The organism is Pseudescherichia vulneris, assembly GCF_902164725.1.
In the GTDB taxonomy this organism is placed as follows: Bacteria; Pseudomonadota; Gammaproteobacteria; order Enterobacterales; family Enterobacteriaceae; genus Pseudescherichia; species Pseudescherichia vulneris.
In genome coordinates, this window is record NZ_LR607338.1 from 1,837,946 (window position 1) to 1,858,981 (window position 21,036).

The 21,036-nt window shown below is 57.3% G+C and carries 19 protein-coding genes; 9 read left to right on the forward strand and 10 right to left on the reverse strand.

Annotated features, from left to right (window positions below; all coding sequences use genetic code 11):
* Positions 1-28: 28 nt before the first annotated feature.
* The gene (gene mcbA, locus FN633_RS07810) at positions 29-292 is read right to left on the reverse strand and encodes a DUF1471 family periplasmic protein McbA (protein WP_154058859.1); all 264 of its coding nucleotides are present in this window, start codon (positions 290-292) and stop codon (positions 29-31) included.
* A 162-nt stretch (positions 293-454) separates the two neighbouring features.
* On the opposite strand from mcbA, the gene rlmF reads away from it, so the two are divergent.
* Positions 455-1,393 (forward strand): 23S rRNA (adenine(1618)-N(6))-methyltransferase RlmF, encoded by a 939-nt coding sequence (gene rlmF / locus FN633_RS07815; protein WP_154057328.1) that lies wholly within the window; start codon positions 455-457, stop codon positions 1,391-1,393.
* On the opposite strand, the gene ybiO is transcribed toward rlmF, so the two are convergent.
* The 6 genes from ybiO to rhtA form a co-directional block, all read right to left on the reverse strand.
* Positions 1,383-3,638 carry a mechanosensitive channel protein gene (gene ybiO / locus FN633_RS07820; RefSeq protein WP_154057329.1) on the reverse strand — a complete coding sequence of 752 codons (2,256 nt, stop codon included), beginning with the start codon at positions 3,636-3,638 and terminating at the stop codon, positions 1,383-1,385. The genes rlmF and ybiO overlap by 11 nt on opposite strands.
* Positions 3,639-3,758: 120 nt before the next feature.
* Positions 3,759-4,481, reverse strand: coding sequence for a glutamine ABC transporter ATP-binding protein GlnQ (glnQ, locus tag FN633_RS07825; protein ID WP_042392295.1), 723 nt, complete (start codon positions 4,479-4,481; stop codon positions 3,759-3,761).
* Positions 4,478-5,137: a glutamine ABC transporter permease GlnP gene (glnP, locus tag FN633_RS07830; RefSeq protein WP_042392296.1), complete on the reverse strand. Its 660-nt coding sequence runs from the start codon at positions 5,135-5,137 to the stop codon at positions 4,478-4,480. The genes glnQ and glnP overlap by 4 nt, the downstream gene beginning before the upstream one ends.
* A 92-nt stretch (positions 5,138-5,229) precedes the next feature.
* Complete coding sequence (gene glnH / locus FN633_RS07835) at positions 5,230-5,970, reverse strand: glutamine ABC transporter substrate-binding protein GlnH (protein ID WP_042392298.1); 741 nt, start codon at positions 5,968-5,970, stop codon at positions 5,230-5,232.
* A 373-nt stretch (positions 5,971-6,343) separates the two neighbouring features.
* On the reverse strand, positions 6,344-6,847 hold the full coding sequence (gene dps / locus FN633_RS07840) for a DNA starvation/stationary phase protection protein Dps (protein ID WP_042392299.1): 504 nt from the start codon (positions 6,845-6,847) through the stop codon (positions 6,344-6,346).
* Between the two features lie 274 nt (positions 6,848-7,121).
* Entirely contained in the window at positions 7,122-8,009 is an 888-nt protein-coding gene (gene rhtA / locus FN633_RS07845) for a threonine/homoserine exporter RhtA (protein WP_154057330.1), read from the reverse strand.
* A 353-nt stretch (positions 8,010-8,362) separates the two neighbouring features.
* Here rhtA and ompX point away from each other — a divergent pair, with 353 nt between their 5' ends.
* A complete protein-coding gene (gene ompX, locus FN633_RS07850; RefSeq protein ID WP_042392303.1) occupies positions 8,363-8,872 on the forward strand; it encodes an outer membrane protein OmpX in 510 nt (169 codons plus the stop codon).
* Between the two features lie 125 nt (positions 8,873-8,997).
* Here ompX and FN633_RS07855 read toward each other — a convergent pair whose 3' ends face one another.
* Together FN633_RS07855 and mntS are read right to left on the reverse strand one after the other, a co-directional pair.
* Positions 8,998-10,581, reverse strand: coding sequence for a phosphoethanolamine transferase (locus FN633_RS07855; RefSeq protein ID WP_154057331.1), 1,584 nt, complete (start codon positions 10,579-10,581; stop codon positions 8,998-9,000).
* Between the two features lie 278 nt (positions 10,582-10,859).
* Positions 10,860-10,988, reverse strand: a complete 129-nt coding sequence (gene mntS, locus FN633_RS07860; protein WP_042392305.1) for a manganase accumulation protein MntS — start codon at positions 10,986-10,988, stop codon at positions 10,860-10,862.
* A 191-nt stretch (positions 10,989-11,179) separates the two neighbouring features.
* On the opposite strand from mntS, the gene mntR reads away from it, so the two are divergent.
* From mntR to FN633_RS07890, 6 genes are all read left to right on the forward strand, one after another.
* Entirely contained in the window at positions 11,180-11,653 is a 474-nt protein-coding gene (gene mntR / locus FN633_RS07865; RefSeq protein WP_042392308.1) for a manganese-binding transcriptional regulator MntR, read from the forward strand.
* On the forward strand, positions 11,650-12,759 hold the full coding sequence (locus tag FN633_RS07870) for an SLC13 family permease (protein ID WP_154057332.1): 1,110 nt from the start codon (positions 11,650-11,652) through the stop codon (positions 12,757-12,759). The genes mntR and FN633_RS07870 overlap by 4 nt, the downstream gene beginning before the upstream one ends.
* Positions 12,760-12,860: 101 nt before the next feature.
* On the forward strand, positions 12,861-14,003 hold the full coding sequence (locus tag FN633_RS07875; RefSeq protein ID WP_154057333.1) for an HlyD family secretion protein: 1,143 nt from the start codon (positions 12,861-12,863) through the stop codon (positions 14,001-14,003).
* Positions 14,000-15,571, forward strand: coding sequence for a DHA2 family efflux MFS transporter permease subunit (locus tag FN633_RS07880; protein ID WP_154057334.1), 1,572 nt, complete (start codon positions 14,000-14,002; stop codon positions 15,569-15,571). The genes FN633_RS07875 and FN633_RS07880 overlap by 4 nt, the downstream gene beginning before the upstream one ends.
* A gap of 1 nt (position 15,572) precedes the next feature.
* Positions 15,573-17,099 (forward strand): efflux transporter outer membrane subunit, encoded by a 1,527-nt coding sequence (locus FN633_RS07885; RefSeq protein WP_154057335.1) that lies wholly within the window; start codon positions 15,573-15,575, stop codon positions 17,097-17,099.
* A 103-nt stretch (positions 17,100-17,202) separates the two neighbouring features.
* On the forward strand, positions 17,203-18,243 hold the full coding sequence (locus FN633_RS07890) for an aldo/keto reductase (protein ID WP_154057336.1): 1,041 nt from the start codon (positions 17,203-17,205) through the stop codon (positions 18,241-18,243).
* A 54-nt stretch (positions 18,244-18,297) separates the two neighbouring features.
* Here FN633_RS07890 and ldtB read toward each other — a convergent pair whose 3' ends face one another.
* Entirely contained in the window at positions 18,298-19,218 is a 921-nt protein-coding gene (ldtB, locus tag FN633_RS07895) for a L,D-transpeptidase (RefSeq protein WP_042392319.1), read from the reverse strand.
* 216 nt (positions 19,219-19,434) lie between these two features.
* Between ldtB and FN633_RS07900 the strand changes: the two genes are divergently transcribed.
* Positions 19,435-21,030, forward strand: coding sequence for an ABC-F family ATPase (locus FN633_RS07900; protein WP_154057337.1), 1,596 nt, complete (start codon positions 19,435-19,437; stop codon positions 21,028-21,030).
* Positions 21,031-21,036: the final 6 nt, after the last annotated feature.

A 21,036-nucleotide genomic window follows, 5' to 3' on the forward strand; every position in this document is an offset into this window, starting at 1 on the left:
GGCTTTTACGGGGCGGTGTAAAAAATGCTCATTTGTAGATTGTGGCCGTGCCGTACATCTGGTTTTCACCGCCAGCGGCGTCAATCACAAACCCTTTTGCGCCTTGCTCGCGGGCTTTTTCCGCCAGCTCGTCCTGGAGATCGTCCAGGCTTAGCGCACCGTGGGCAGAGACCGTGCCCGCCGGGCGCAGCGTCCCGGTGTCGTCTCTCATCAACTGCTGGGGTGCGGCAAAGGCGCTAACCGTCATGGCGGAAAACGCCAGGGCGACAGCCATTGCCAGATATTTTTTCATCATGACATCCTCTTATAAAGAAACCGCAGCTTAAGTTTAGGCCCGGCGAAGAGTGGCTTACGGGCAAAAATTTCGGCAACATGCTGCGGTTTTTTGCATGAATGGCTGTTTACCGCGCTGGCTTCAGGGGGTATCTTACGCCGCTTATTACAGGAGAATGCCATGAATGCCCAGAAGCCGGGGTTACACCCGCGTAACCGTCACCGCAGCCGCTACGATCTCGACGCCCTTTGTATCGACGAACCCAACCTGCGCGGTTTTATTATCGCGACGCCAGCCGGTGAGCCGACGGTGAATTTTGCCGATCCCGAGGCCGTCAAGGCGTTGAACAAAGCGCTGCTGGCACACTTCTATGGGGTGAAGCACTGGGATATTCCTGAAGGTTTTCTCTGCCCGCCGGTGCCGGGACGGGCGGACTATATCCACCATCTGGCGGATCTGCTGGCCGAAACCAGCGTCGACGGTACGATCCCGCGCCAGGCGAGCGTGCTGGATATCGGCACTGGGGCAAACTGCATCTATCCGCTGATCGGCCACCATGAATATGGTTGGCGCTTTACCGGCACCGAGGTAGGTGATGCGGCCTTTGCCAGCGCCCAGGCGATTGTGACCGGCAATCCGGGTCTGACTCGTGCGGTGCGCCTGCGCCGCCAGAAAGATTCGGCCGCCATTCTCAATGGCATGATCCACAAGAACGAGCAGTACGATGCCACGCTGTGCAACCCACCGTTCCACGACTCGGCGGAAGCGGCGCAGGCGGGCAACGACCGCAAACGACGCAACCTTGGCCAGAGCGAGACGAGCGGGCTTAACTTTGGTGGTCAGCAGCAGGAACTGTGGTGCGAGGGTGGAGAAGTGGCGTTTATCAGCAAGATGATTGCCGAGAGCCAGGCCTTTGGCCGTCAGGTGCTGTGGTTCACCTCGCTGGTGTCACGCGGCGAGAACCTGCCTCCGCTCTATCGCGCCCTGACCGCCGCCGGGGCGGTGAAGGTCGTGAAAAAAGAGATGGCCCAGGGGCAGAAGCAGAGCCGCTTCATTGCCTGGACCTTCCTGGATGAGGCCCAGCGTCGCCGCTGGGCACAGACGCGGTTTAAAGCGTAGGTTGTGCAGGGGGCAGGGTCTGTCCGCCCCCTGGCTCTGCGGCCCCCGGCTGCCCGGCCGCTGGGTTAGCCAGCATCTGGTAGGTCTGCACCGGCGGGCGCACATCGGCAAGGTCAAAGTGCTTTTTCACCATGCTGTCGAGGGCAAAGCGCACCGTCCACTGCTTCAGCGGCTGGGTAGTAAAGGTTACCCGTAGCGTGAAGGCGGTGTTGGTCAGGCCCACAATGCCCACGAAGCTTGGCTCGCCAATGATCAGCTTGCGAATATCCTCCTGCTCCATCAGCTCACCCACCGCTGCCTTCAGCGCGTTATTGGCTTTCTCCGCATCCTCATGACGATCGACATCGTAGTTCGCCACTATCGACCCAATTCCGCGTACAAAGTTGGCAAAGGTGGTGATCGATGACCATGGAATGATGTGGTAGGCCCCGGTATCCTGGCGTACCCCAACGGAGCGGATCGACATTCGCTCTACCGTACCGGTTAGCGGCCCGATAGTGACCAGATCCCCGGTGTTCATCCCGTTCTCAAACTGGATAAAGATCCCGGTGATAATATCTTTTACCAGGGTTTGCGCCCCAAAGGAGATGGCCAGGCCCAGGGCCCCGGCACCCGCCAGCAGCGGAGCAATGTTCACCCCGATCTCTGAGAGCACAATCATCACCGTAATGGTGCTGATCACCACCGCCAATGCGTTGCGGAACAGGGTGAGCAGGGTGCGAGTACGGGCGCTGGGCAGCGGCCGACCGTGAATATCCGAGGAGAGCCGGTTTTCGATCAGGCTCGCCAGCACGGTCCAACCCACCGCCGAGAAGAAGAGGATCAGCGCGATACGGATCAAAATATCAACGGCTTTCTCTCCCGCCCCGTAGTGCAGCCAGTTCCAGAAATCGAACAGGCCCCACGCGCTGAGCAGCAGCATGATGGCGACAATCACGGTAAGAAAACGTGCCACCTTCAGCGCCGTCGACAGCCAGCCGTTGACCCGCTTTTGCAGCTCAGGATAGTTACGCTGCACCTGGGGGGAGAGGGTGATCCGCTTAGCAATCCAGCGCGACAGCATGCCGGAAACAAAGGCCGCAATGCCGATAATCGCCAGGCTGCGCACCGTCGCGCCCATCATAAATTTCAGGCTATTGCCCGGATCGAACAGCGAGAAGAAGAACAGCACCACGAAATAGGCGCTGGCGAGCCAGTGCCAAATCAGCGCAAAGGCGCGAATAAACAGGCTAAAGAAGGCCAGCGAGCGATCCGCAAGGTGGTGGAGATTCTCATATACCGTGGTCTTGTTGTGAAAAATAAGATAGAGCGCCCAGGTGGTGATACAGAGCATGATCAGCACGTTCGCCAGCGCGCCAAACTGGACGTTAACCTGGTTAGAGATGATCGGCACGGCGACCAGCAGGCCATAGCCAATCAGGCTGCTCAGGGCGCTCAGGCGCAGATGCCAATACTTCGCCGCCTCGTTTTTTATCGAGAAAGGTCGCAGATCGGGGAAGTGCGGGCAGAAAATCAGGCGCAGGATCGCTTTGAAGAACTCAATGAGCGCAAAGGCGTTGAGGAACAGGCTCTGCTGAAAGGCAATGGTGCGGTTGCCGCCGTTGAGATTATCGCTCAACAGCTGGCCGACAAAGAGGGTGAGCGCCAGCAGCAGCAGGTCGATAATAAACGCCCCGACGATCATCGCAGGCAGCTGTAACCAGTTGGCCCTGTCATGATTCTTGCGGCGTCCCCATTTGCCCATCTTGCGGTAGAGCGGGAAGGCGCAGAGGCGCACCAGCCAGTAGAAGACACAGACCAGCCCGGCGAGCAGCAGGAAGTGACCGGCGGCGTTGATAAAGGTCTGTGGGTTAAAGGTCTTGTGCGGCGAGCCGGTAATATTGCGGTAGAGCTGGGCAAAGCGCGACGACAGCTCCTGACCGAAGTGCTGGCTGACCTCCTGCACATTCTCCAGCACCGTCTTATCTTCGGCGACCTCTTCCGGCGGGGCGATAGTGGGCATCGGCTCCGGCGGCGGCGTAGCGGCAACCTTACGCAGTTGACCGATCAGCTCTTCCCGGGAGCTGGTGTTCTCCAACACGTCCGCTAGCGCGCCGTAGGCGGCTTTCTTCTGCTCCAGATCCGGCTCGGCGGCCGGTGCCGTCTCGCTGGTGGCAGGCGCTGCGGACGTGGAGGTGACGCCAGGAATGGTGGCCGCATGGAGCGGCATAATGAAAAGGCTAAGCAGCAACAGTAACCAAGGCACGGTCTCTCTCCTGAGAAAATAGTGCAAAAAGATAAGTATAGATGCTGCCAGCGCTGCGCCTGGAAATGGGAAGAATCCGGGGGGAAGAAAAACGCTCCCCGGGTGGAGAGCGTTGATAAATCAGGAGACGTGCTGGAGGAACTCTTGCAGACGCGGGCTGGGCGGGTTCTCAATAAGCTGCTGCGGATTGCCATCTTCAGCAATGCGGCCCTTGTCGATAAAGATCAGCCGCGAGGCGACCTTCTCCGCAAAGCCGATCTCGTGGGTCACGATCACCATCGTCATGCCCTCTTCGGCCAGGTCCTGCATCACCTTCAGCACCTCGTGGCGCAGCTCCGGGTCAAGGGCAGAAGTCGGCTCATCAAACAGCATCATCTTCGGCTTCACCGCCAGCGCACGGGCAATTGCCACGCGCTGCTGCTGGCCGCCAGAGAGTTCAGACGGATAGTGGTGCGCACGCTCGGCCAGGCCGACCTTCGCCAGCAGCGCATTCGCCAGCGTCTCGGCCTCGCTTTTACTTGCCCCACGCACGCGCAGCGGGCCAAACATCACGTTTTCCAGCGCCGTCAGATGCGGGAAGAGGTAGAACTGCTGGAACACCATGCCGGCTTCCTGACGGATCAGGCGCTCGTCGACCTTCGGATCGTTGACCTTCAGACCGTCGACGATCAGATCGCCACTGGTGATCTCTTCCAGCTTGTTGATGCAGCGCAGCAGCGTCGACTTACCGGAGCCGGAAGGGCCAATGATGACCACCACTTCGCCCTGGGTGATGTTCAGGTCGATGTTATGCAGCACCTGGGTTTTACCAAAGTGCTTGGAGACGTTTTTAAATTCAATCACAGGATTTTCATCCTTCTTTCCAGACGACGCAAAATAAAGCTCAGTACCAGGGTAATGATGAGATAGAACACCGCCACGGCGCTCCAGATCTCCAGTGCACGGAAGTTACCGGCAATAATCTCCTGGCCTTGGCGAGTCAGTTCGGCCACGCCGATAACAATAAACAGCGAGGTATCTTTGATGCTGATGATCCACTGGTTACCCAGCGGCGGCAGCATGCGGCGCAGCGCCAGGGGTAGGATCACCCGGCGAATGGTCTCGCGCTTAGAGAGGCCCAGCGCCAGGCCCGCTTCGCTGAAGCCTTTATGAATCGAGAGTACCGCGCCGCGGGTAATTTCGGCGATGTAGGCCCCGGAGTTGATCATGATGGTGACAACGGCGGCGCTGAACGGGTCGATGCGCAGATCGTTGAAGGCCATCGGCAGGGCGAAGTAGATAAACATCACCTGCACGACGATAGGCGTCCCGCGAATGATCTCGATAAATACCAGTGCGATGTGGTTTGCTATCCAGCCGCCGAAGCTGCGGGCGAAACCGGCTGCAAGGCCGATAATCAAACCACCCGCCAGACCGAGGACCGAGATCCACAGGGTCATTTTGACGCCTTCAAACAAAATAGGAATGGCAGGCCAGATGGCACTCCAGTCAAACTGCATGATGAATTCCTGTATACCGTGGTGAAAAACTAAAAATGTAGGCCCGGTAAGCTCGAGCGCCACCGGGCGTTACAAGCCTGAATCAGGCAAATTTATTTAGGCTCGGTACCGAACCATTTTTTATAGATTTCGTTGTAGGTGCCGTTCTCTTTCAGGGTTTTCAGCGCGCCGTTCACTTTCTCGCGCAGGTCGCTGCCTTTCGGGAACGCGATACCGTACTGCTGTGCTTCCAGAGAGTCGCCAACCGCTTTGAACTGGCCTTTGCCTGCGGTCTGGATGAAGTAAAGAATGTTTGGTGTATCGTGCAGAACCGCGTCAGCGCGGTTAGTGCCCAGTTCCATATAGGCGTTGTCGATGTTCGGGAACTGGCGCAGATCTTTGGTTTTGATATTGGCTTTCGCATAGTCAACGGAGCCGGTACCGCTCTTCACCGCAACCACTTTACCGTCGAGATCTTTTACGCTTTTCACGTCGTTGTTGTTGGCTTTAACCATCACCAGCAGGCCGCTTTTGTAGTAGCCGTCAGAGAAGTCGACCGCTTTTTTACGCTCGTCGGTAATGGTGATCCCAGCCAGCGCCAGGTCAACGTTTTTGGTTTGCAGTGCCGGGATAATGCCGCTGAAGTCCATCGGCTTAAGGGTGTAATCCAGCTTCAGCTCTTTCGCGACGGCAGCCCACAGGTCCACGTCAAAACCAACGTATTTATCGCCCTGTTTGAATTCGAACGGAACAAACGCGGTATCGGTAGCAACGACCAGTTTATCGGCGGCGTGAGAAGAGACCGCAAAAGCCAGGGTAAGTGCAGCAAGGGAAACTTTAAACACAGACTTCATAACATTTCCTTTTATATCCACGGGGCGATCCCCTGAGAGAACGTACGCAGTATGAAAAAATCGTGCCAGGTTTACAACCCATTGTTTTGTAAAGACGATATATTCTATCGCCGTACAAAAAATATACTCTGCTAGCCATTGTGCACCATGTTGGGGCTCCATTCTGGTGCGCTGCTGGCATGTTACACAATATGCTGTTATTTAGCGCAGAAAGCGGCCATAAAACAACCCTTGATTAACGATTGTGTGAGGTAATTATTACAAGTGATTTACTTTATAGTGGGGGCAAGCGAGCGGTATGACAGAGGGGGTGCACCAGAGAAGTGCAAAACCCCCTCCCGGGCGGGAGAGGGTCATAGATAAAACTTATGCTTTATTCGATGTTGGATTCGATGAACCAGAGGAATTTATCCAGGTCGCGGGAGGCCGCAGTCAGGATATCAGCGGTATCTTCATCTTTGGCTTCTTCGATAGATTTACGCACGTCGTTAGCAACGATGGCATAGCGATCGGCCAGCTCTTTCAGGTGATCCTGAACGCTATGGATATCCAGCGGGTAGCTTTTCAGCGGGGTCTTGCTGTTAACGACCTGAGTCGTACCCAGTGCAACGCCACCTAACTGAACCGCACGCTCGGCGATGGTATCCAGATGGTCAGTCAAGGTGGTGCGGAAGCCGTCCAGCATCTCGTGCACGCCAATAAAGTTAGCGCCGCGCATATTCCAGTGGGCCTGTTTAGTGATTAGAGACAGGTCAATGAACTGGGTCACCTGGCGATTCAGCAGCTCAATAGTCGCTTTTTTATCGTTATCCGCTACATCGTTGCGAGTATAAAGCAGATCGGATGATTTCGTTTTTACCAGTTTAGCGGTACTCATAATCTCATATCCTCTTGATGTGTGTTCCCAGGTAATTACTGGAGATAAGTATAGCACCGGTTTTCATCTTTGCTATTTTGGCTGTTCCTATTGGTCCAATAGTAATAACGAGGGTGTAAAAGGCTATTTTTTATATATCAGTAGTTTACGCATAAGTAGGGAGATGATTCTTAATTTCATATAAGACATTGAGAATGTTAATGAATATTATTCAAGGCGAGCCACGAAGACAGGGGGGATATTTTGCACGGTGCGAGACCGTGCAGATAAATAATTAACCAATATCAACTTCTTTAATTGACGTCTCACGGCGCAGCGTGAGCGTAGAGCCAACGGAGGCAGCAATAATGGCCGACAGGGCCAGCCACTGCACAAGCGTCAGCGTCTCGCTCAGAAAGATCATCCCCGATACCGCTGCCAGCGCAGGCTCCATACTCATAAGGGTACCGAAAGTGCGGGTGGGCAGACGCGTCAGGGCCATCATCTCCAGCGAGTAGGGCAGGGCGGTAGAGAGAACGGCCACGCCCAGGCCCAGCGGCAGAATCGACCAGTGCCAGAGCATCTCTCCTGCCTGAATCGCACCAAGAGGCACAAACACCACGGCAGCGATCAGGGAACCCAGCGCCACGGTGGCCGGACCGTGATCCTCTCCGGCACGTTGGCCGCAGAGAATATAGATGGCCCAGCAGGCACCCGCGCCCAGCGCAAAGGCGGCACCGGTAAGATCGACGTGGGAGACATCCTGCCCCAGCGGCAGAAGGAACCACAGCCCCAGCACGGCCAGCACCACCCAAACAAAATCTACCGGACGCCGGGAGGAGAACAGCGCGACCGCCAGCGGGCCGGTAAACTCCAGCGCCACGGCAATACCCAGTGGCACCGTCTGAATAGAGAGATAGAAGAGATAGTTCATGGCGCCCAGCGACAGGCCATAAAACAGCAGCGGTTTACGCTGCTCTGGCGTAAAACGCAGCCGCCACGGTCGGAAGACGATCACAAGAATAAGGGTACCGAGCGCCAGACGCAGGGCGGTCACGCCGGGCGCGCCGACCAGCGGAAAGAGCGATTTTGCCAGCGAGGCACCGCTCTGAATCGACGCCATCGCGAAAAGCAGTATTAATATAGGTAACCAGGCAGGCAACTTCCGGGGTAAAGCAGGCATCCTTTCTCCTGTCAATTTATGTCAAACCGAATAAAGAGGGCAGTGTAATGGAAATAGATGTCAGCGGTTGAGGCTCCGTTGAAAATAAATGTCAGGAAAGCGTTAGAATGGCGACAAGTTGATGGATTAATCGCCGTATCTTTAGGAATAATCTGGATGAATGTGTCGCTTTTATGGCGGCATAATAGCGACATCAGCGGAAAAAAGGCTTTTTTTTGAAAGGGATACGAGCGACAGGAAACGTTCTGTTACATCAAAAGGCCCGTTAGACAGCGTGAAGCGCAAAGAGTTTCTCACTTTTTTTTGTTATATTTAATACTTAGGACTTACTTGAAGCACATTTGAGGTGGCATATGAAAAAAATTGCATGTCTTTCAGCACTGGCAGTTGTTCTGGCTGTATCCGCAGGTTCCGCTGTAGCGGCAACCTCTACTGTTACCGGCGGTTATGCTCAGAGCGACATGCAGGGCGTGGCGAACAAAGCTAACGGTTTCAACCTGAAGTATCGCTACGAAAACGACACTCCGCTGGGTTACATCGGTTCCTTTACCTACACTGAAAAAGATCGTACCGAAAGCAACGTATACAACAAAGCGCAGTACTACGGCGTAACTGCTGGTCCGGCTTTCCGTCTGAACGACTGGGCAAGCATCTACGGTGTAGTGGGTGTTGGCTACGGTAAATTCCAGCAGGCTGAGAATGTTGTAAACCATTCTGACAGCAGCGACTACGGCTTCTCCTACGGTGCGGGCATGCAGTTCAACCCAATCGAAGATGTAGCTATCGACGTTTCCTACGAGCAGAGCCGTATCCGTAGCGTTGACGTTGGCACCTGGATCGCAGGCGTGGGTTACCGCTTCTAATCACCCCGGTGATAGTCTAGACACTAAAACGGCCCTATGGGGCCGTTTTTTTATGGGTGCCGTTGAGTTGCCGTGGCAAATCCCGTAGGCCCGGCAAGCGTAGCGCCGCCCGGCGTAGATATCCCTTACCGCGAACGGGTCTCAAACAGGTCGGTGCCCAGATGGTTGTAATCCACCTTTTGCAGCTTGAAGTTGGTTACCCAGGTTGGCCCGGCTTTGTCATTTGAGACAAAGCGGTAGCGGGTGGCGATCTCTTTGGCCGTGATGCCGGTCCACTGCGAAAAGAAGCTGAGGAAGTCGTTGGCCGAGCGGCGGGCTTTAATCAGCCGATGGCGGGTGTCATCGCTGGAGATCACCATAAACGGCACCTGGAAGTTCTGCTGGAACTTATCGTCGTGGGCCAGATACTGCACCGCTTTGCCGCGCTCCTTGAAGGCCAGACCGTGATCGGAGAAGTACACCATGGAGAAGGTGCTGCCGCTGTTGCGCAGCTGGTCGTAAAGCTTGCTGAGCAGGGTGTCGGTTTGCGTGATTGAGTAGAGGTAGCACGAGGTTTCCTTCGACTGAACGAAGTCCGCGTACTTGCCGCCGGTGCGATCGCAGGCCTGCGGGTGAGAGCCCATCAGGTGCAGGACAATCAGCTGCGGCTGGCTGCGGGCGGTGCTCAACACCTGCTCGGTCATCTTCAGCAGCGCTTCATCGCGGGTGTTCTTATCGGCCTCAAAGTCGCCGCTCTTTAAGAACTGCACCTCGTCAGCGCGCTTAGCAATGCTGGCGATGGCGGTATCGTACTCGCCAATCTGCCCTTGATTAGAGAACCACCAGGTCTGGAAGCCTGCCCGGTTGGCCAGCGTAACAAAGTTATCCTGATACTGGGGCTTGTTGTCCATCACCCGATTCAGGGTCAGGCCTAACGATTTCTGCGTCGAGCCGCTGGCTGCCACGTAGTCGGTAAAAAAGTTGCCGTTTACGCTGCTGGCAAAGGGGGTGTTCTGCCAGTGGCCGCCAAATGCGCCCACCGCATCGCGACGCACGCTCTCACCGATCACCACCACATAGGTGTGATACTTCGGCTTAACGCCCATCACGTTCCAACTGTCTTTCATCCCGGCCAGCTGCGCCATCCGGCTCTGCTCGTCCAGCACTTCCTGATTGTTAACTACCACGTCCTTCACAAAGCGAAACACCGGATAGCCGGTATCTTTCAGATTAAATACGCCGCCATAAACCAGGTTCTGCACCGGGGCGACAAAGACGGTAGCCAGACAGAAGGCGACGCCAAGATGATCCCATTTTCCCCAGGTTGCACGCTCACTCTGCTTACGCCGGATGGCAATCACCCCAAGGCCAAAGATAAACAGGCCTATCACATAGTTGTACCACGGGAAAATGGTCAGGATCTCCGTGGACTCCTCCATGTTAGTGGAGTGCAGCGCCAACAGCGTATTGAAGTTGGGCGCGCCATAGGCCTGACCAAACGGGTAGTAGGAGGCGGCGAGCAGAGAGAAGACCGCCACCAGTACCTTCTGCGCACGCGGGGCATGACGCCACAGCAGCAGTAGCAGGCAGGCGAACGCAGTGGTATAGAGCAGGCTAAAGGGGTAGCCAAGGGCGTAGTTAATCAGTAACGACTGAAGAAAATAGAAACCCGTCCACGGGCTAAGGGCCTGGCTACGGGCAGCAAGCGTTTCTTTTATGGTTAAATTCATATAGCTGTATCGCGAAAACGCCATGTGCTCACCCTGGCGTAGAGGGTCAAAACCTGCCGGAGAGGGCGTGGAGAAGAGGGAGAGTTCCGCATCCGCGAGCCGCATTTGTGCAGGGCTGCGAGAAGATAGAGCGAGAGCAGACGAAGATCAACTGCTTACGGGGCAATCTTTTGCGAGGGTGGTTGCAAAACCAACAAATAGTGAGTTTTTCTATGGCCGAGGGACAGTATGACGGGAGAATGTGACAGAAAAATGAAGCGGCGTACCGCGACGCCGCATTAATGGGATTTTTTATCGTCCTGCTGCGGTTTGCCGTTAAACATATCGCACAGCATGTTGAGTAACTGCAACCGGACCTGGAATGGCGAGTGAGTAAACACGGATAAGCACCTCTTGAGTTCGTTCATATCAACCTCCTCCTGCTGGATTTCGTGACGTTCAATCTACGAAGGTTGTCTGCATTACATACAGATATAGCACAGGCTATATTGTATAGCTATGGCTATTACCCAAATTTTTTGTGCTGCTCTACTTATGGTTTACACTGGGCGCAACCGTATATGATGCATTTATCGCGTTACCCCCATGAGGAAGTTCAATGAGCCGTCGCGCAGGCAAGACAACAACAAAAAAAGTGACGCAGCTGGTGAATGTCGAAGAGCACGTTGAGGGCTTTCGACAGGTGCGGGAAGCGCACCGGCGGGAGCTGATTGATGACTATGTCGAACTGATCTCCGATCTGATCCGCGAGGTGGGGGAGGCCCGTCAGGTGGATATGGCTGCCCGGCTAGGTGTCTCCCAGCCAACGGTGGCAAAGATGCTTAAGCGTCTGGCAACGGTAGGGCTGATTGAGCAGATCCCCTGGCGCGGTGTGTTTCTGACCCCGGAAGGAGAGAAGCTGGCTCAGGAGAGCCGCGAACGGCACCAGATCGTTGAGAGCTTTCTTCTCGTGCTGGGCGTAAGCCCGGAGACCGCCCGCCGTGATGCCGAAGGCATGGAGCACCACGTTAGCGAGGAGACGCTGGAGCGCTTTCGCCTCTTTACCCTTCAGCAGGAGCACCCTGCGGAATGATCCTGCCGTTCGTGCACGCGCTGGCGCGCGATCGCTTTTTCCAGCTGCTGATCCTGATCGGCATTATCCTGAGCTTTTTCGTTCCCTTTAACCCGGCCGCGTGGCCCAGGGCGATCGACTGGCACACCATCCTGACGCTAAGCGGACTGATGATGCTCACCAAAGGGGTAGAGCAGAGCGGCTACTTTGACGTGGTGGGGCGCAGAATGGTCCGGCGCTTCGCCACCGAGCGGCGGCTGGCGATGTTTATGGCCCTGGCGGCGGCGCTGCTCTCCACCTTCCTGACCAACGACGTGGCGCTTTTTATTGTTGTGCCGCTCACGCTGACGCTCAGAAAACTGTGTGAAATCCCGGTTAACCGGCTGATCATCTTTGAAGCGCTGGCGGTAAACGCCGGGTCGCTGCTGACCCCGATTGGTAATCCACAAAATATTCTGCTGTGGGGGCGATCCGGTCTTTCATTCGCTGCCTTTACCGGGCAGATGGCGCTGCTGGCGGTAGTGATGATGGCAAGCCTGCTGCTGCTCTGCTGGTTCTTTTTCCCCAATAAAGCCCTGAACTACCACAGCGGCAGCCAGGCGCCGTCATGGCAGCCGCGCCTGCTCTGGACCTGCCTGGCGCTGTACGTAGTGTTCCTCATCTCGCTGGAGCTAAAGCATGAGGGCTGGGGCGCGTTGATCGTCGCCGCAGGCTTTGCGGTGGTAGCTTTTAAAGTGCTAAAGAGCGTGGACTGGACGCTGCTGCTGGTGTTTATGGCGATGTTTATCGACGTCCATCTGCTGGTGCAGCTTCCCGCACTACAGGGATCGCTCAACGGGGTAGAGCACCTCTCCCAGCCCGCCCTGTGGCTCACGGCTATCGGCCTGTCGCAGGTGATCAGCAACGTGCCGGCGACCATTCTGCTGCTGAACTACGTCCCACCCAGCCCGCTGCTGGCCTGGGCGGTCAATGTCGGCGGTTTCGGCCTGCTGCCCGGCTCGCTGGCGAACCTGATCGCCCTGCGGATGGCCAACAACCGCCGCATCTGGTGGCGCTTCCATCTTTACTCTATTCCGCTGCTGATCTGGGCCGCGCTGGTGGGGTATGGGTTACTTATTATCAGTTAATGCGAATTTGTCAGTTTTTCCTGGCAAATGTATAGCAACCTCCTAACTTTAGATAACGGCGCACGTGTCGCGCCGTTCATCGACAGGACAGTTGCAACGCTATGGCTGATAACGAAAAGAATCCTGACGCAGCTCAGGAAAAGAACAATACCGCTCGGAAAGATCAAAACAACGATCAAAACAAAGCTCAAAACAACGAACGTAAGCGCCCCGGCAAGAAGCCGTTAATCATTCTGGGCGTAGTCGTTGTAGTGATGGTGATTGTGGCGCTGGTGTGGTGGTTGATGACCCGCAACCAGGAGACCACTGACGATGCCTTCACCGAAGGCGATGCGGTTACCATCGCCCCCAAGGTGGCGGGCTACGTGACCGAGCTGCGGGTGAAGGATAACCAGCGGGTGAAGAAGGGCGATCTGCTGGTGCTGATCGACCCTCGGGATGCCACCGCCCAGCGCGATCAGGCTCAGGCCCAGCTTGGGCTGGCTACCGCCCAGCTGCATCAGGCGCAGGCCCAGCTGGCACTCTCAAAGGTGCAGTACCCCTCTCAGCGCGACGAAGCGCAGGCGCAGGTGCTCAAGGCCAAGGCTGACTTAGCCAACGCGGAAGCCGCCTATCGCCGCCAGCGCGGCGTCGACCCGCGGGCGACCACGCAACAAAATATCGACAGCGCCAACGCCCAGCTGCGCAGCGCCCAGGCTCAGCTGGCCAGCGCCAATGCCCAGCTTGAGGTCGCAAGCCAGATTAATCTGCAGATCCGTCAGCAGGAGACCAACGTCGAAGCCCGGGAGCAGCAGGTTGAGCAGGCCCGCGCCCAGCTGGCAAATGCGAACCTTAACCTCTCCTATACCGAAGTACGCGCCCCCTTTGATGGCTTCGTCACCAAGCGTAACGTACAGACCGGGACCCTGGTGCAGGCGGGTACGGCGCTCTTCTCGCTGGTCTCACCTGACATTTGGGTGGTGGCGAACTTTAAAGAGTCGCAGCTGGAGCGGATGCGCCCCGGTAATAAAGTCACTATCGGCGTGGATGCCTACCCGGACCTGGAGCTGGAGGGGCATATCGACAGTATCCAGCAGGGGAGCGGCTCGCGCTTCTCCGCCTTCCCGTCGGAAAACGCCACCGGCAACTTCGTGAAGATCGTCCAGCGCGTGCCGGTGAAGATCGTCATCGATAAGGGCCTTGACGCTAACCAGCCGCCGCTGCCGCTGGGGCTGTCCGTGGAGCCGAAGGTGACGCTGGAATGACCGATCACAACCATGAGAGCTGGCGTCCGGCCAGTAACCCGTGGGCGGTGGCGATTGTCGTCACCCTTGCGGTGTTTATGGAGATCCTCGATACCACCATCATCAACGTGGCGCTGCCCCACGTCGCCGGCTCGCTGTCGGCGAGCTACAGTGAATCCACCTGGGTGCTCACCAGCTACCTGGTGGCGAACGGCATCGTGCTGCCGATCTCGGCCTTTCTGAGCCGCGTCTTTGGCCGCAAGCGCTTTTTCCTCATCTGCATCGTGATGTTCACCGTCTGCTCGTTCCTGTGCGGTATCGCTACCGAGCTGTGGGAGATCATCCTGTTCCGCATCCTGCAGGGCTTCTTCGGCGGGGGGCTACAGCCGACCCAGCAGTCGGTGCTGCTCGACTACTTTAAGCCGGAGGATCGCGGCAAGGCCTTCGGGCTCTCGTCAATTGCGATCATCGTTGCTCCGGTGCTCGGCCCGACCCTTGGGGGCTGGATCACCGACAACTACTCCTGGCGCTGGGTCTTCTTTATCAACATCCCGGTGGGGATCGTCACCGTGCTGGCCATCTACCAGCTGCTGGAAGATCCCCCCTGGGAACGTAAATCGGAAGAGAAGCTGACCATCGACTGGACCGGCATCGGCCTGATTGCGCTGGGGCTGGGCTGTTTGCAGGTGATGCTTGACCGTGGTGAGGACGACGACTGGTTCGCCTCGGGCTTTATTCGCACCTTTGCCGTGCTGACCCTGATTGGCATTATCGGAGCGATCTACTGGCTGATGTACGCGAAAAAGCCGGTGGTGGATCTGCACTGCATGAAGGATAAAAACTTTGCCGTCTCCAGCCTGCTGATGGCCGGGATGGCGATGATCCTCTACGGTAGCTCGGTGGTGATCCCCCAGCTGGCGCAGCAGGATCTCGGCTACACCGCGACCTGGTCCGGGCTGGTGCTCTCCCCAGGGGCGGTGTTAATCGTACTCACGATCCCGCTGGTGCTGAAGCTGATGCCGGTGGTGCAGACCCGGTGGATCATCGCCTTCGGCTTTACCTGCCTGGCGGTGGCCTTCTTCTGGTCGCGCAACCTGACTCCGGACGTTGATTTTGAAACTCTGGTGCTGTTCCGCAGCGCGCAGTCGATTGGGCTCGGCTTCCTGTTTGTGCCGCTTACCACCATCGCCTTTATCACCATTCCGCGCCAGCTCAACGCTGACGCCGCCGCGCTGTTTACCATGTTCCGTAACGTCGCCGGATCGATCGGTATTTCGCTCTCAACCGCCGCCATTACCGAACGCGCCCAGGTGCACAGCGCCTATTTGAGCGCCCATACCACGCCCTTTAGCGAACAGTTCCAGCTGGCGGTGCGCGAGACGGCCGAGGCGATCCGCAACTTCACCACGCTGTCGGGAGATCCGCTCGGTCTGGCAACCGGGCAGATGTACCGAACCATGATCGAGCAGTCGCGTTTTCTCGCCTACGTTGACGTCTTTACCATCCTCAGCGCCGTGGCGTTTTTACTGATTCCGTTTTGTCTTCTGCTTTCGCCGATCAAGAGCGAAGGCAGCGCAGGAGCACATTAACATGCACAGGATACATACCCCGACGCTGTCGTTACTCACCCTACTGCTGGCGGGCTGCGCCGTGGGGCCGGACTATCAGCAACCCGTGCCGCCTGCGGTGAGCCACTGGAACGACGCCGGGGATAAAACCGTGCCGTCACAAACCTCCAGCCAGGCGGTAAATCCGCGCTGGTGGACGACCTTTAACTCGCCGCAGCTCAACAGCCTGATCGAACGAGCGATCGCCGGGAACCTCTCCCTGCAGCAGACCGTGCTGCGCATTGCTGGCGCACGGGAGCAGATCAACCAGGCGGGTGGGGCCTTCCTGCCAGCGGTAAACGGCAACCTTCAGGCTACCCGGCAGCAGCTGGGTCTGGAGGGGGAGCTGAAATCCCACGACGTTTACGGCCAGCTGCAGGACGTCGACCCAGAGATAAACAATGCCCTTGGGGTGCTCACCCAGCCAGTGAATCTCTATCAGGGCAGCTTCGACGCCCAGTGGGAGCTGGATCTGTGGGGCAAAGTGCGCCGCCAGGTCGAGGCGGCCAATGCCCAGCAGCAGGCGGCTATCGAACAGCGTAACGACGCCCTGGTGTCACTGGAGGCGGAAGTGGCCCGCGCGTGGCTCCAGCTGCGCGGGGCGCAGAGCATCCTTGCCACCATGAATACCCAGATTGACACCGCAAAGGAGACGCTTAGCCTGACTGAAAGTCGCCAGCGCGGCGGTCTGTCGCCGCAGCTGGACGTGGAGAACGCTCGGGCACAGCTCGGCAACCTGGAGGCGCAGCTGCCGCAGTACCAGGCCCAGGAGCAGCAGGCGATGAACGCCCTGGCCATTCTGATCGGCAAGCCTCCCGGTGCGCTGAATGCGGAGCTACGGTCGGTGCAGCCCCTGCCGAAGCTGCCGGATATCATCCAGACCGGCATTCCCTCAACCCTGGCTCGCCGTCGACCGGACGTGCGTGAAGCCGAGGCCAACCTGCACGCGGCCACGGCGCAGATCGGCGTCTCGGTGGCGCAGCTCTTCCCGAGCCTGACCCTGAGCGGCCAGTTTGGCCTGCGCAACAGCGAAACCGACTGGCTGACCGACTGGAGCAGCCACTTCTACAGTTTCGGGCCGCAGGTGTCGATTCCCATCTTCCAGGGCGGACGGCTGGTCTCCAGCGTCAAGCTGGCGCGAGCGCAGCAGGGCGCAGCGGCGCTTAACTATCGCCAGACGGTACTGAGTGCGCTGGGTGACGTAGAGAATGCGCTGGTCAGCTACCGCACCGATCAGCAGCGCGAAGCCGGGCTGAGCAAAACCATTGAGGCGTTGCAGAGCGCATTCGATCTCGCCAGCGACAGCTACCGCCAGGGGATCGCTACTTTTATTGACGTGCTTGATGCCCAGCGCCAGCTGGCCCAGGCCGAGCAGCAGCGCGCCCAGGCGAGAGTGCAGAGCAGCCTCGATCTGGTGGCGCTCTACAAGGCGCTGGGAGGCGGCTGGGAGCCATACCAGACCGTACAGCTGCCGGATTACCCGGTCTTTGGCGAGGCGACGCGAGGTTAAAGTTCAGAGGATTGGGCAAGAAACGCGCAGGATCCTCACATTCGCGATCCGGCGCGTCGGAGTATAACTACTGGACACTCACTGACATCCTAAGGAGCGTTCTATGCGTTATCAAAAACTTGGCAATACCGGTCTCTTTGTTTCCGAGCTGTGCCTGGGCACCATGACCTTCGGCGGTGAAGGCGGCATGTGGGGTAAGATTGGTCAGCTGCGGCAGAACGACGCTGAGAGGCTGGTGGGCGACGCCCTCGCGGCGGGCATCAACTTTATTGATACCGCCAACGTTTACTCGGAAGGGCGCTCGGAAGAGATCACCGGACAGGCGCTGAAAAACCTCAAGATCCCCCGTGAAGACGTGGTGGTGGCCACCAAGGTGTTCGGTGAAACCGGCACCGGCGGGGTCAACTCGCGCGGCAGCTCCCGCTACCATATTATCGGCAGCGTCAAGGAGAGCCTGCGCCGCCTCCAGCTGGATCATATCGACCTCTACCAGCTACACGGCTTCGATCCGGCAACGCCGATTGAAGAGACGCTCTACGCCCTGGATAACCTGGTTCAGCACGGTCACGTCCGCTATATCGGCGTGTCCAACTGGGCGGCGTGGCAGATTATGAAGGCGCTGGGCATCTCCGAGCGCCTGGGGCTGGCCCGCTTCGCCTCGCTACAGGCTTACTACACCATCGCCGGGCGCGACCTTGAGCGTGAGCTGGTTCCGATGCTGCAAAGCGAAGGGGTGGGGCTGATGGTCTGGAGCCCGCTGGCGGGTGGCCTGCTGAGCGGCAAGTATGACCGCAGCGGCAGCGGGGAAGAGGGCGGCCGTCGACTGGCGTTTGACTTCCCACCGGTAGAGAAAGAGCGCGCCTTCGACTGCGTAGACGTGATGCGTAACATTGCCGACAGCAAAGGTGTGTCGGTGGCGCAGATTGCCCTGGCGTGGCTGCTGCATCAGCCGGTGGTAAGCAGCGTGATTATCGGCGCAAAACGCCCGGATCAGCTGGCAGATAATATTGCCGCGACGGAGATCCGCCTGAGCGAAGAGGAATTGAAACAGCTTGATGCGGTCAGCGCCCTGCCACGTGAGTATCCAGGTTGGATGCTGGAGCGGCAGGGGGAATATCGCCGTAACCAGCTGGAAAAACAGTAATTTGGTTATAAAAAAGCCCGGCGATTGCCGGGCTTTTTAATGACTTAAACAAACTTAGTTCAGACGAACCGGCATCCCGGAACGGTTCTGAATCGCCTGCTCAACAACGCTCTGGTCGGCGTCCGGCTGGCTGGTGATGCTCTGCACGCTCTTGGTCAGCGCGATCGGCACAATCTCTTTGCCGTCAAACTGCGCTTCGGTAGTAGAGAGCGGGTTGTGAACCTCAATGTAGCGGCTACCGTCTGGCTCAGTGGTAGCTTTTACCGGCTCATCGATAAACTGTACGCGAGTACCGACCGGCACGTTCTGGAACAGGAACTTGATGTCGTCGTTACGCAGACGCACGCAGCCGTGGCTTACGCGCAGGCCGACGCCGAAGTTAGCGTTGGTGCCGTGAATAGCATACAGGCGGCCAATGTACAGGGCGTAGAGGCCCATCGGGTTATCCGGACCGGCAGGAACAACGGCAGGCAGTGGGTTACCAGCGGCAATATACTCCTGGTGCATCTTCGCCGTCGGCGTCCAGGTCGGGCCGGCTTTCTTACGCTCAACCTTGGTGGTCCAGTTAATCGGGGTATCTTTACCCAGCTGGCCGATACCGATCGGCAGCACGATCACGGTGTTGGTGCCTTTCGGATAGTAGTAGAGGCGCATCTCGGCGCTGTTGATCACAATCCCTTCATGCACGGTATCCGGCAGGATCAGCTGCTGAGGGATGTTCATCACGCTACCGCCCTTCGGCAGATAGGGATCGATACCTGGGTTAGCTTCCATCAGGTTAGACAGCCCCATCTGGTACTGGGCCGCGTAGTACTCCAGCGGCTGGCTGTTGTTCTCTGGCAGGGTGATGACCTGGTTCTGGCCAATCAGACGGCTACCATCGGTCGGCAGCGGATAGGTTACAGCAGACGCGGATTTGCAAAACCCTACTACAGCGAAAGCCGCCGCTAAAATTGTTGTTAATTTCATATTCATGGTATGCGAGGTTTCTGTGCCACAGGCCGTTTAGTTAAGAATGCTCAAAGGGATGGGAGCGCATTATATGTGCATTCCCACGCGCATGGAATTGAGATGTGTACGAAATCACATTTTTTTCTCTTACCCTAGTGTAGCAACTGTTCACACCTGCGCGATTTCAATTCGGAATTGTGGCATAATGCAGAGTTTGTCACACATTTTCAGGATAACACCGTGTTAGTTACCAGCAACGTCACCATGCAGTTTGGCAGTAAGCCGCTGTTTGAAAATATTTCCGTCAAGTTTGGCGGCGGCAATCGTTACGGCCTGATTGGGGCGAACGGTAGCGGAAAATCCACCTTTATGAAGATCCTCGGCGGCGACCTTGAGCCTACGCTGGGCAACGTCTCCCTCGATCCGAACGAGCGTATCGGTAAGCTGCGTCAGGATCAGTTCGCCTTTGAAGAGTTCAGCGTGCTCGACACGGTGATCATGGGTCACGGCGAGCTGTGGGAAGTGAAGCAGGAGCGCGATCGCATCTACGGCCTGGCCGAGATGAGCGAAGAGGACGGCTATAAAGTGGCCGATCTCGAAGTGCTGTACGGCGAGATGGACGGCTACTCCGCCGAGTCCCGTGCGGGCGAATTGCTGCTCGGCGTCGGTATTCCTGTCGAGCAGCACTACGGTCCGATGAGCGAAGTGGCTCCCGGCTGGAAGCTGCGTGTGCTGCTGGCCCAGGCTCTGTTCTCTAATCCAGATATCCTGCTGCTCGATGAACCGACCAACAACCTGGACATCGACACTATTCGCTGGCTGGAGCAGGTGCTGAACGAGCGTAATAGCACCATGATCATCATCTCGCATGACCGTCACTTCCTGAACATGGTCTGCACCCACATGGCGGATCTGGACTACGGCGAGCTGCGCGTCTATGCGGGCAACTACGACGAGTACATGACCGCGGCGACCCAGGCGCGTGAACGTCTGCTGGCCGACAACGCCAAGAAGAAAGCGCAGATCGCTGACCTGCAATCCTTCGTCAGCCGTTTTAGCGCCAACGCCTCGAAGTCCCGTCAGGCAACCTCGCGCGCCCGTCAGATCGATAAGATCAAGCTGGATGAGGTGAAAGCCTCCAGCCGTCAGAACCCGTTCATTCGTTTTGAGCAGGATAAGAAGCTGTTCCGTAACGCGCTGGAAGTGGAAGCCCTCACCAAAGGCTTCGATAACGGCCCGCTGTTTAAGAACTTCAATCTGCTGCTGGAAGTGGGCGAGAAGATTGCCATTCTCGGTGCCAACGGCGTGGGTAAAACCACTCTGCTGAAAACGCTGGTGGGCGATCTGACGCCGGATAGCGGCACCGTGAAGTGGTCAGAAAACGCCAGGATTGGCTACTACGCGCAGGATCACGCCGCCGATTTTGATAACGATCTTACCGTCTTCGACTGGATGAGCCAGTGGAAGCAGGAGGGAGACGATGAGCAGGTAGTGCGCAGCTTCCTGGGTCGTCTGCTCTTCAGCCAGGACGATATCAAAAAGCCAGCGAAGGTGCTCTCCGGGGGCGAGAAGGGGCGTATGCTCTTCGGCAAACTGATGATGCAGAAGCCGAACATCCTGATTATGGATGAACCGACCAACCACCTGGACATGGAATCTATCGAGTCGCTGAACATGGCGCTGGAGATGTATCCGGGCACGCTGGTCTTCGTCTCCCACGACCGTGAGTTCGTGAGCTCCCTGGCGACCCGCGTGATTGAGATCACCCCTGAGCGCGTCGTTGACTTCAGCGGGAACTATGAAGATTACCTGCGCAGTAAAGGTATTGATGCGTAAATAGTT

Coding starts and splice junctions, on each gene's coding strand:
- ldtB (WP_042392319.1), bottom strand. CDS start 19,218: ATGAATATGAAATTAACAACAATTTTAGCGGCGGCTTTCGCTGTAGTA.
- mntR (WP_042392308.1), top strand. CDS start 11,180: ATGAGCCGTCGCGCAGGCAAGACAACAACAAAAAAAGTGACGCAGCTG.
- FN633_RS07875 (WP_154057333.1), top strand. CDS start 12,861: ATGGCTGATAACGAAAAGAATCCTGACGCAGCTCAGGAAAAGAACAAT.
- mcbA (WP_154058859.1), bottom strand. CDS start 292: ATGAAAAAATATCTGGCAATGGCTGTCGCCCTGGCGTTTTCCGCCATG.
- FN633_RS07880 (WP_154057334.1), top strand. CDS start 14,000: ATGACCGATCACAACCATGAGAGCTGGCGTCCGGCCAGTAACCCGTGG.
- FN633_RS07870 (WP_154057332.1), top strand. CDS start 11,650: ATGATCCTGCCGTTCGTGCACGCGCTGGCGCGCGATCGCTTTTTCCAG.
- mntS (WP_042392305.1), bottom strand. CDS start 10,988: ATGAACGAACTCAAGAGGTGCTTATCCGTGTTTACTCACTCGCCATTC.
- rhtA (WP_154057330.1), bottom strand. CDS start 8,009: ATGCCTGCTTTACCCCGGAAGTTGCCTGCCTGGTTACCTATATTAATA.
- FN633_RS07855 (WP_154057331.1), bottom strand. CDS start 10,581: ATGAATTTAACCATAAAAGAAACGCTTGCTGCCCGTAGCCAGGCCCTT.
- rlmF (WP_154057328.1), top strand. CDS start 455: ATGAATGCCCAGAAGCCGGGGTTACACCCGCGTAACCGTCACCGCAGC.
- FN633_RS07885 (WP_154057335.1), top strand. CDS start 15,573: ATGCACAGGATACATACCCCGACGCTGTCGTTACTCACCCTACTGCTG.
- glnH (WP_042392298.1), bottom strand. CDS start 5,970: ATGAAGTCTGTGTTTAAAGTTTCCCTTGCTGCACTTACCCTGGCTTTT.
- glnP (WP_042392296.1), bottom strand. CDS start 5,137: ATGCAGTTTGACTGGAGTGCCATCTGGCCTGCCATTCCTATTTTGTTT.
- FN633_RS07890 (WP_154057336.1), top strand. CDS start 17,203: ATGCGTTATCAAAAACTTGGCAATACCGGTCTCTTTGTTTCCGAGCTG.
- ompX (WP_042392303.1), top strand. CDS start 8,363: ATGAAAAAAATTGCATGTCTTTCAGCACTGGCAGTTGTTCTGGCTGTA.
- dps (WP_042392299.1), bottom strand. CDS start 6,847: ATGAGTACCGCTAAACTGGTAAAAACGAAATCATCCGATCTGCTTTAT.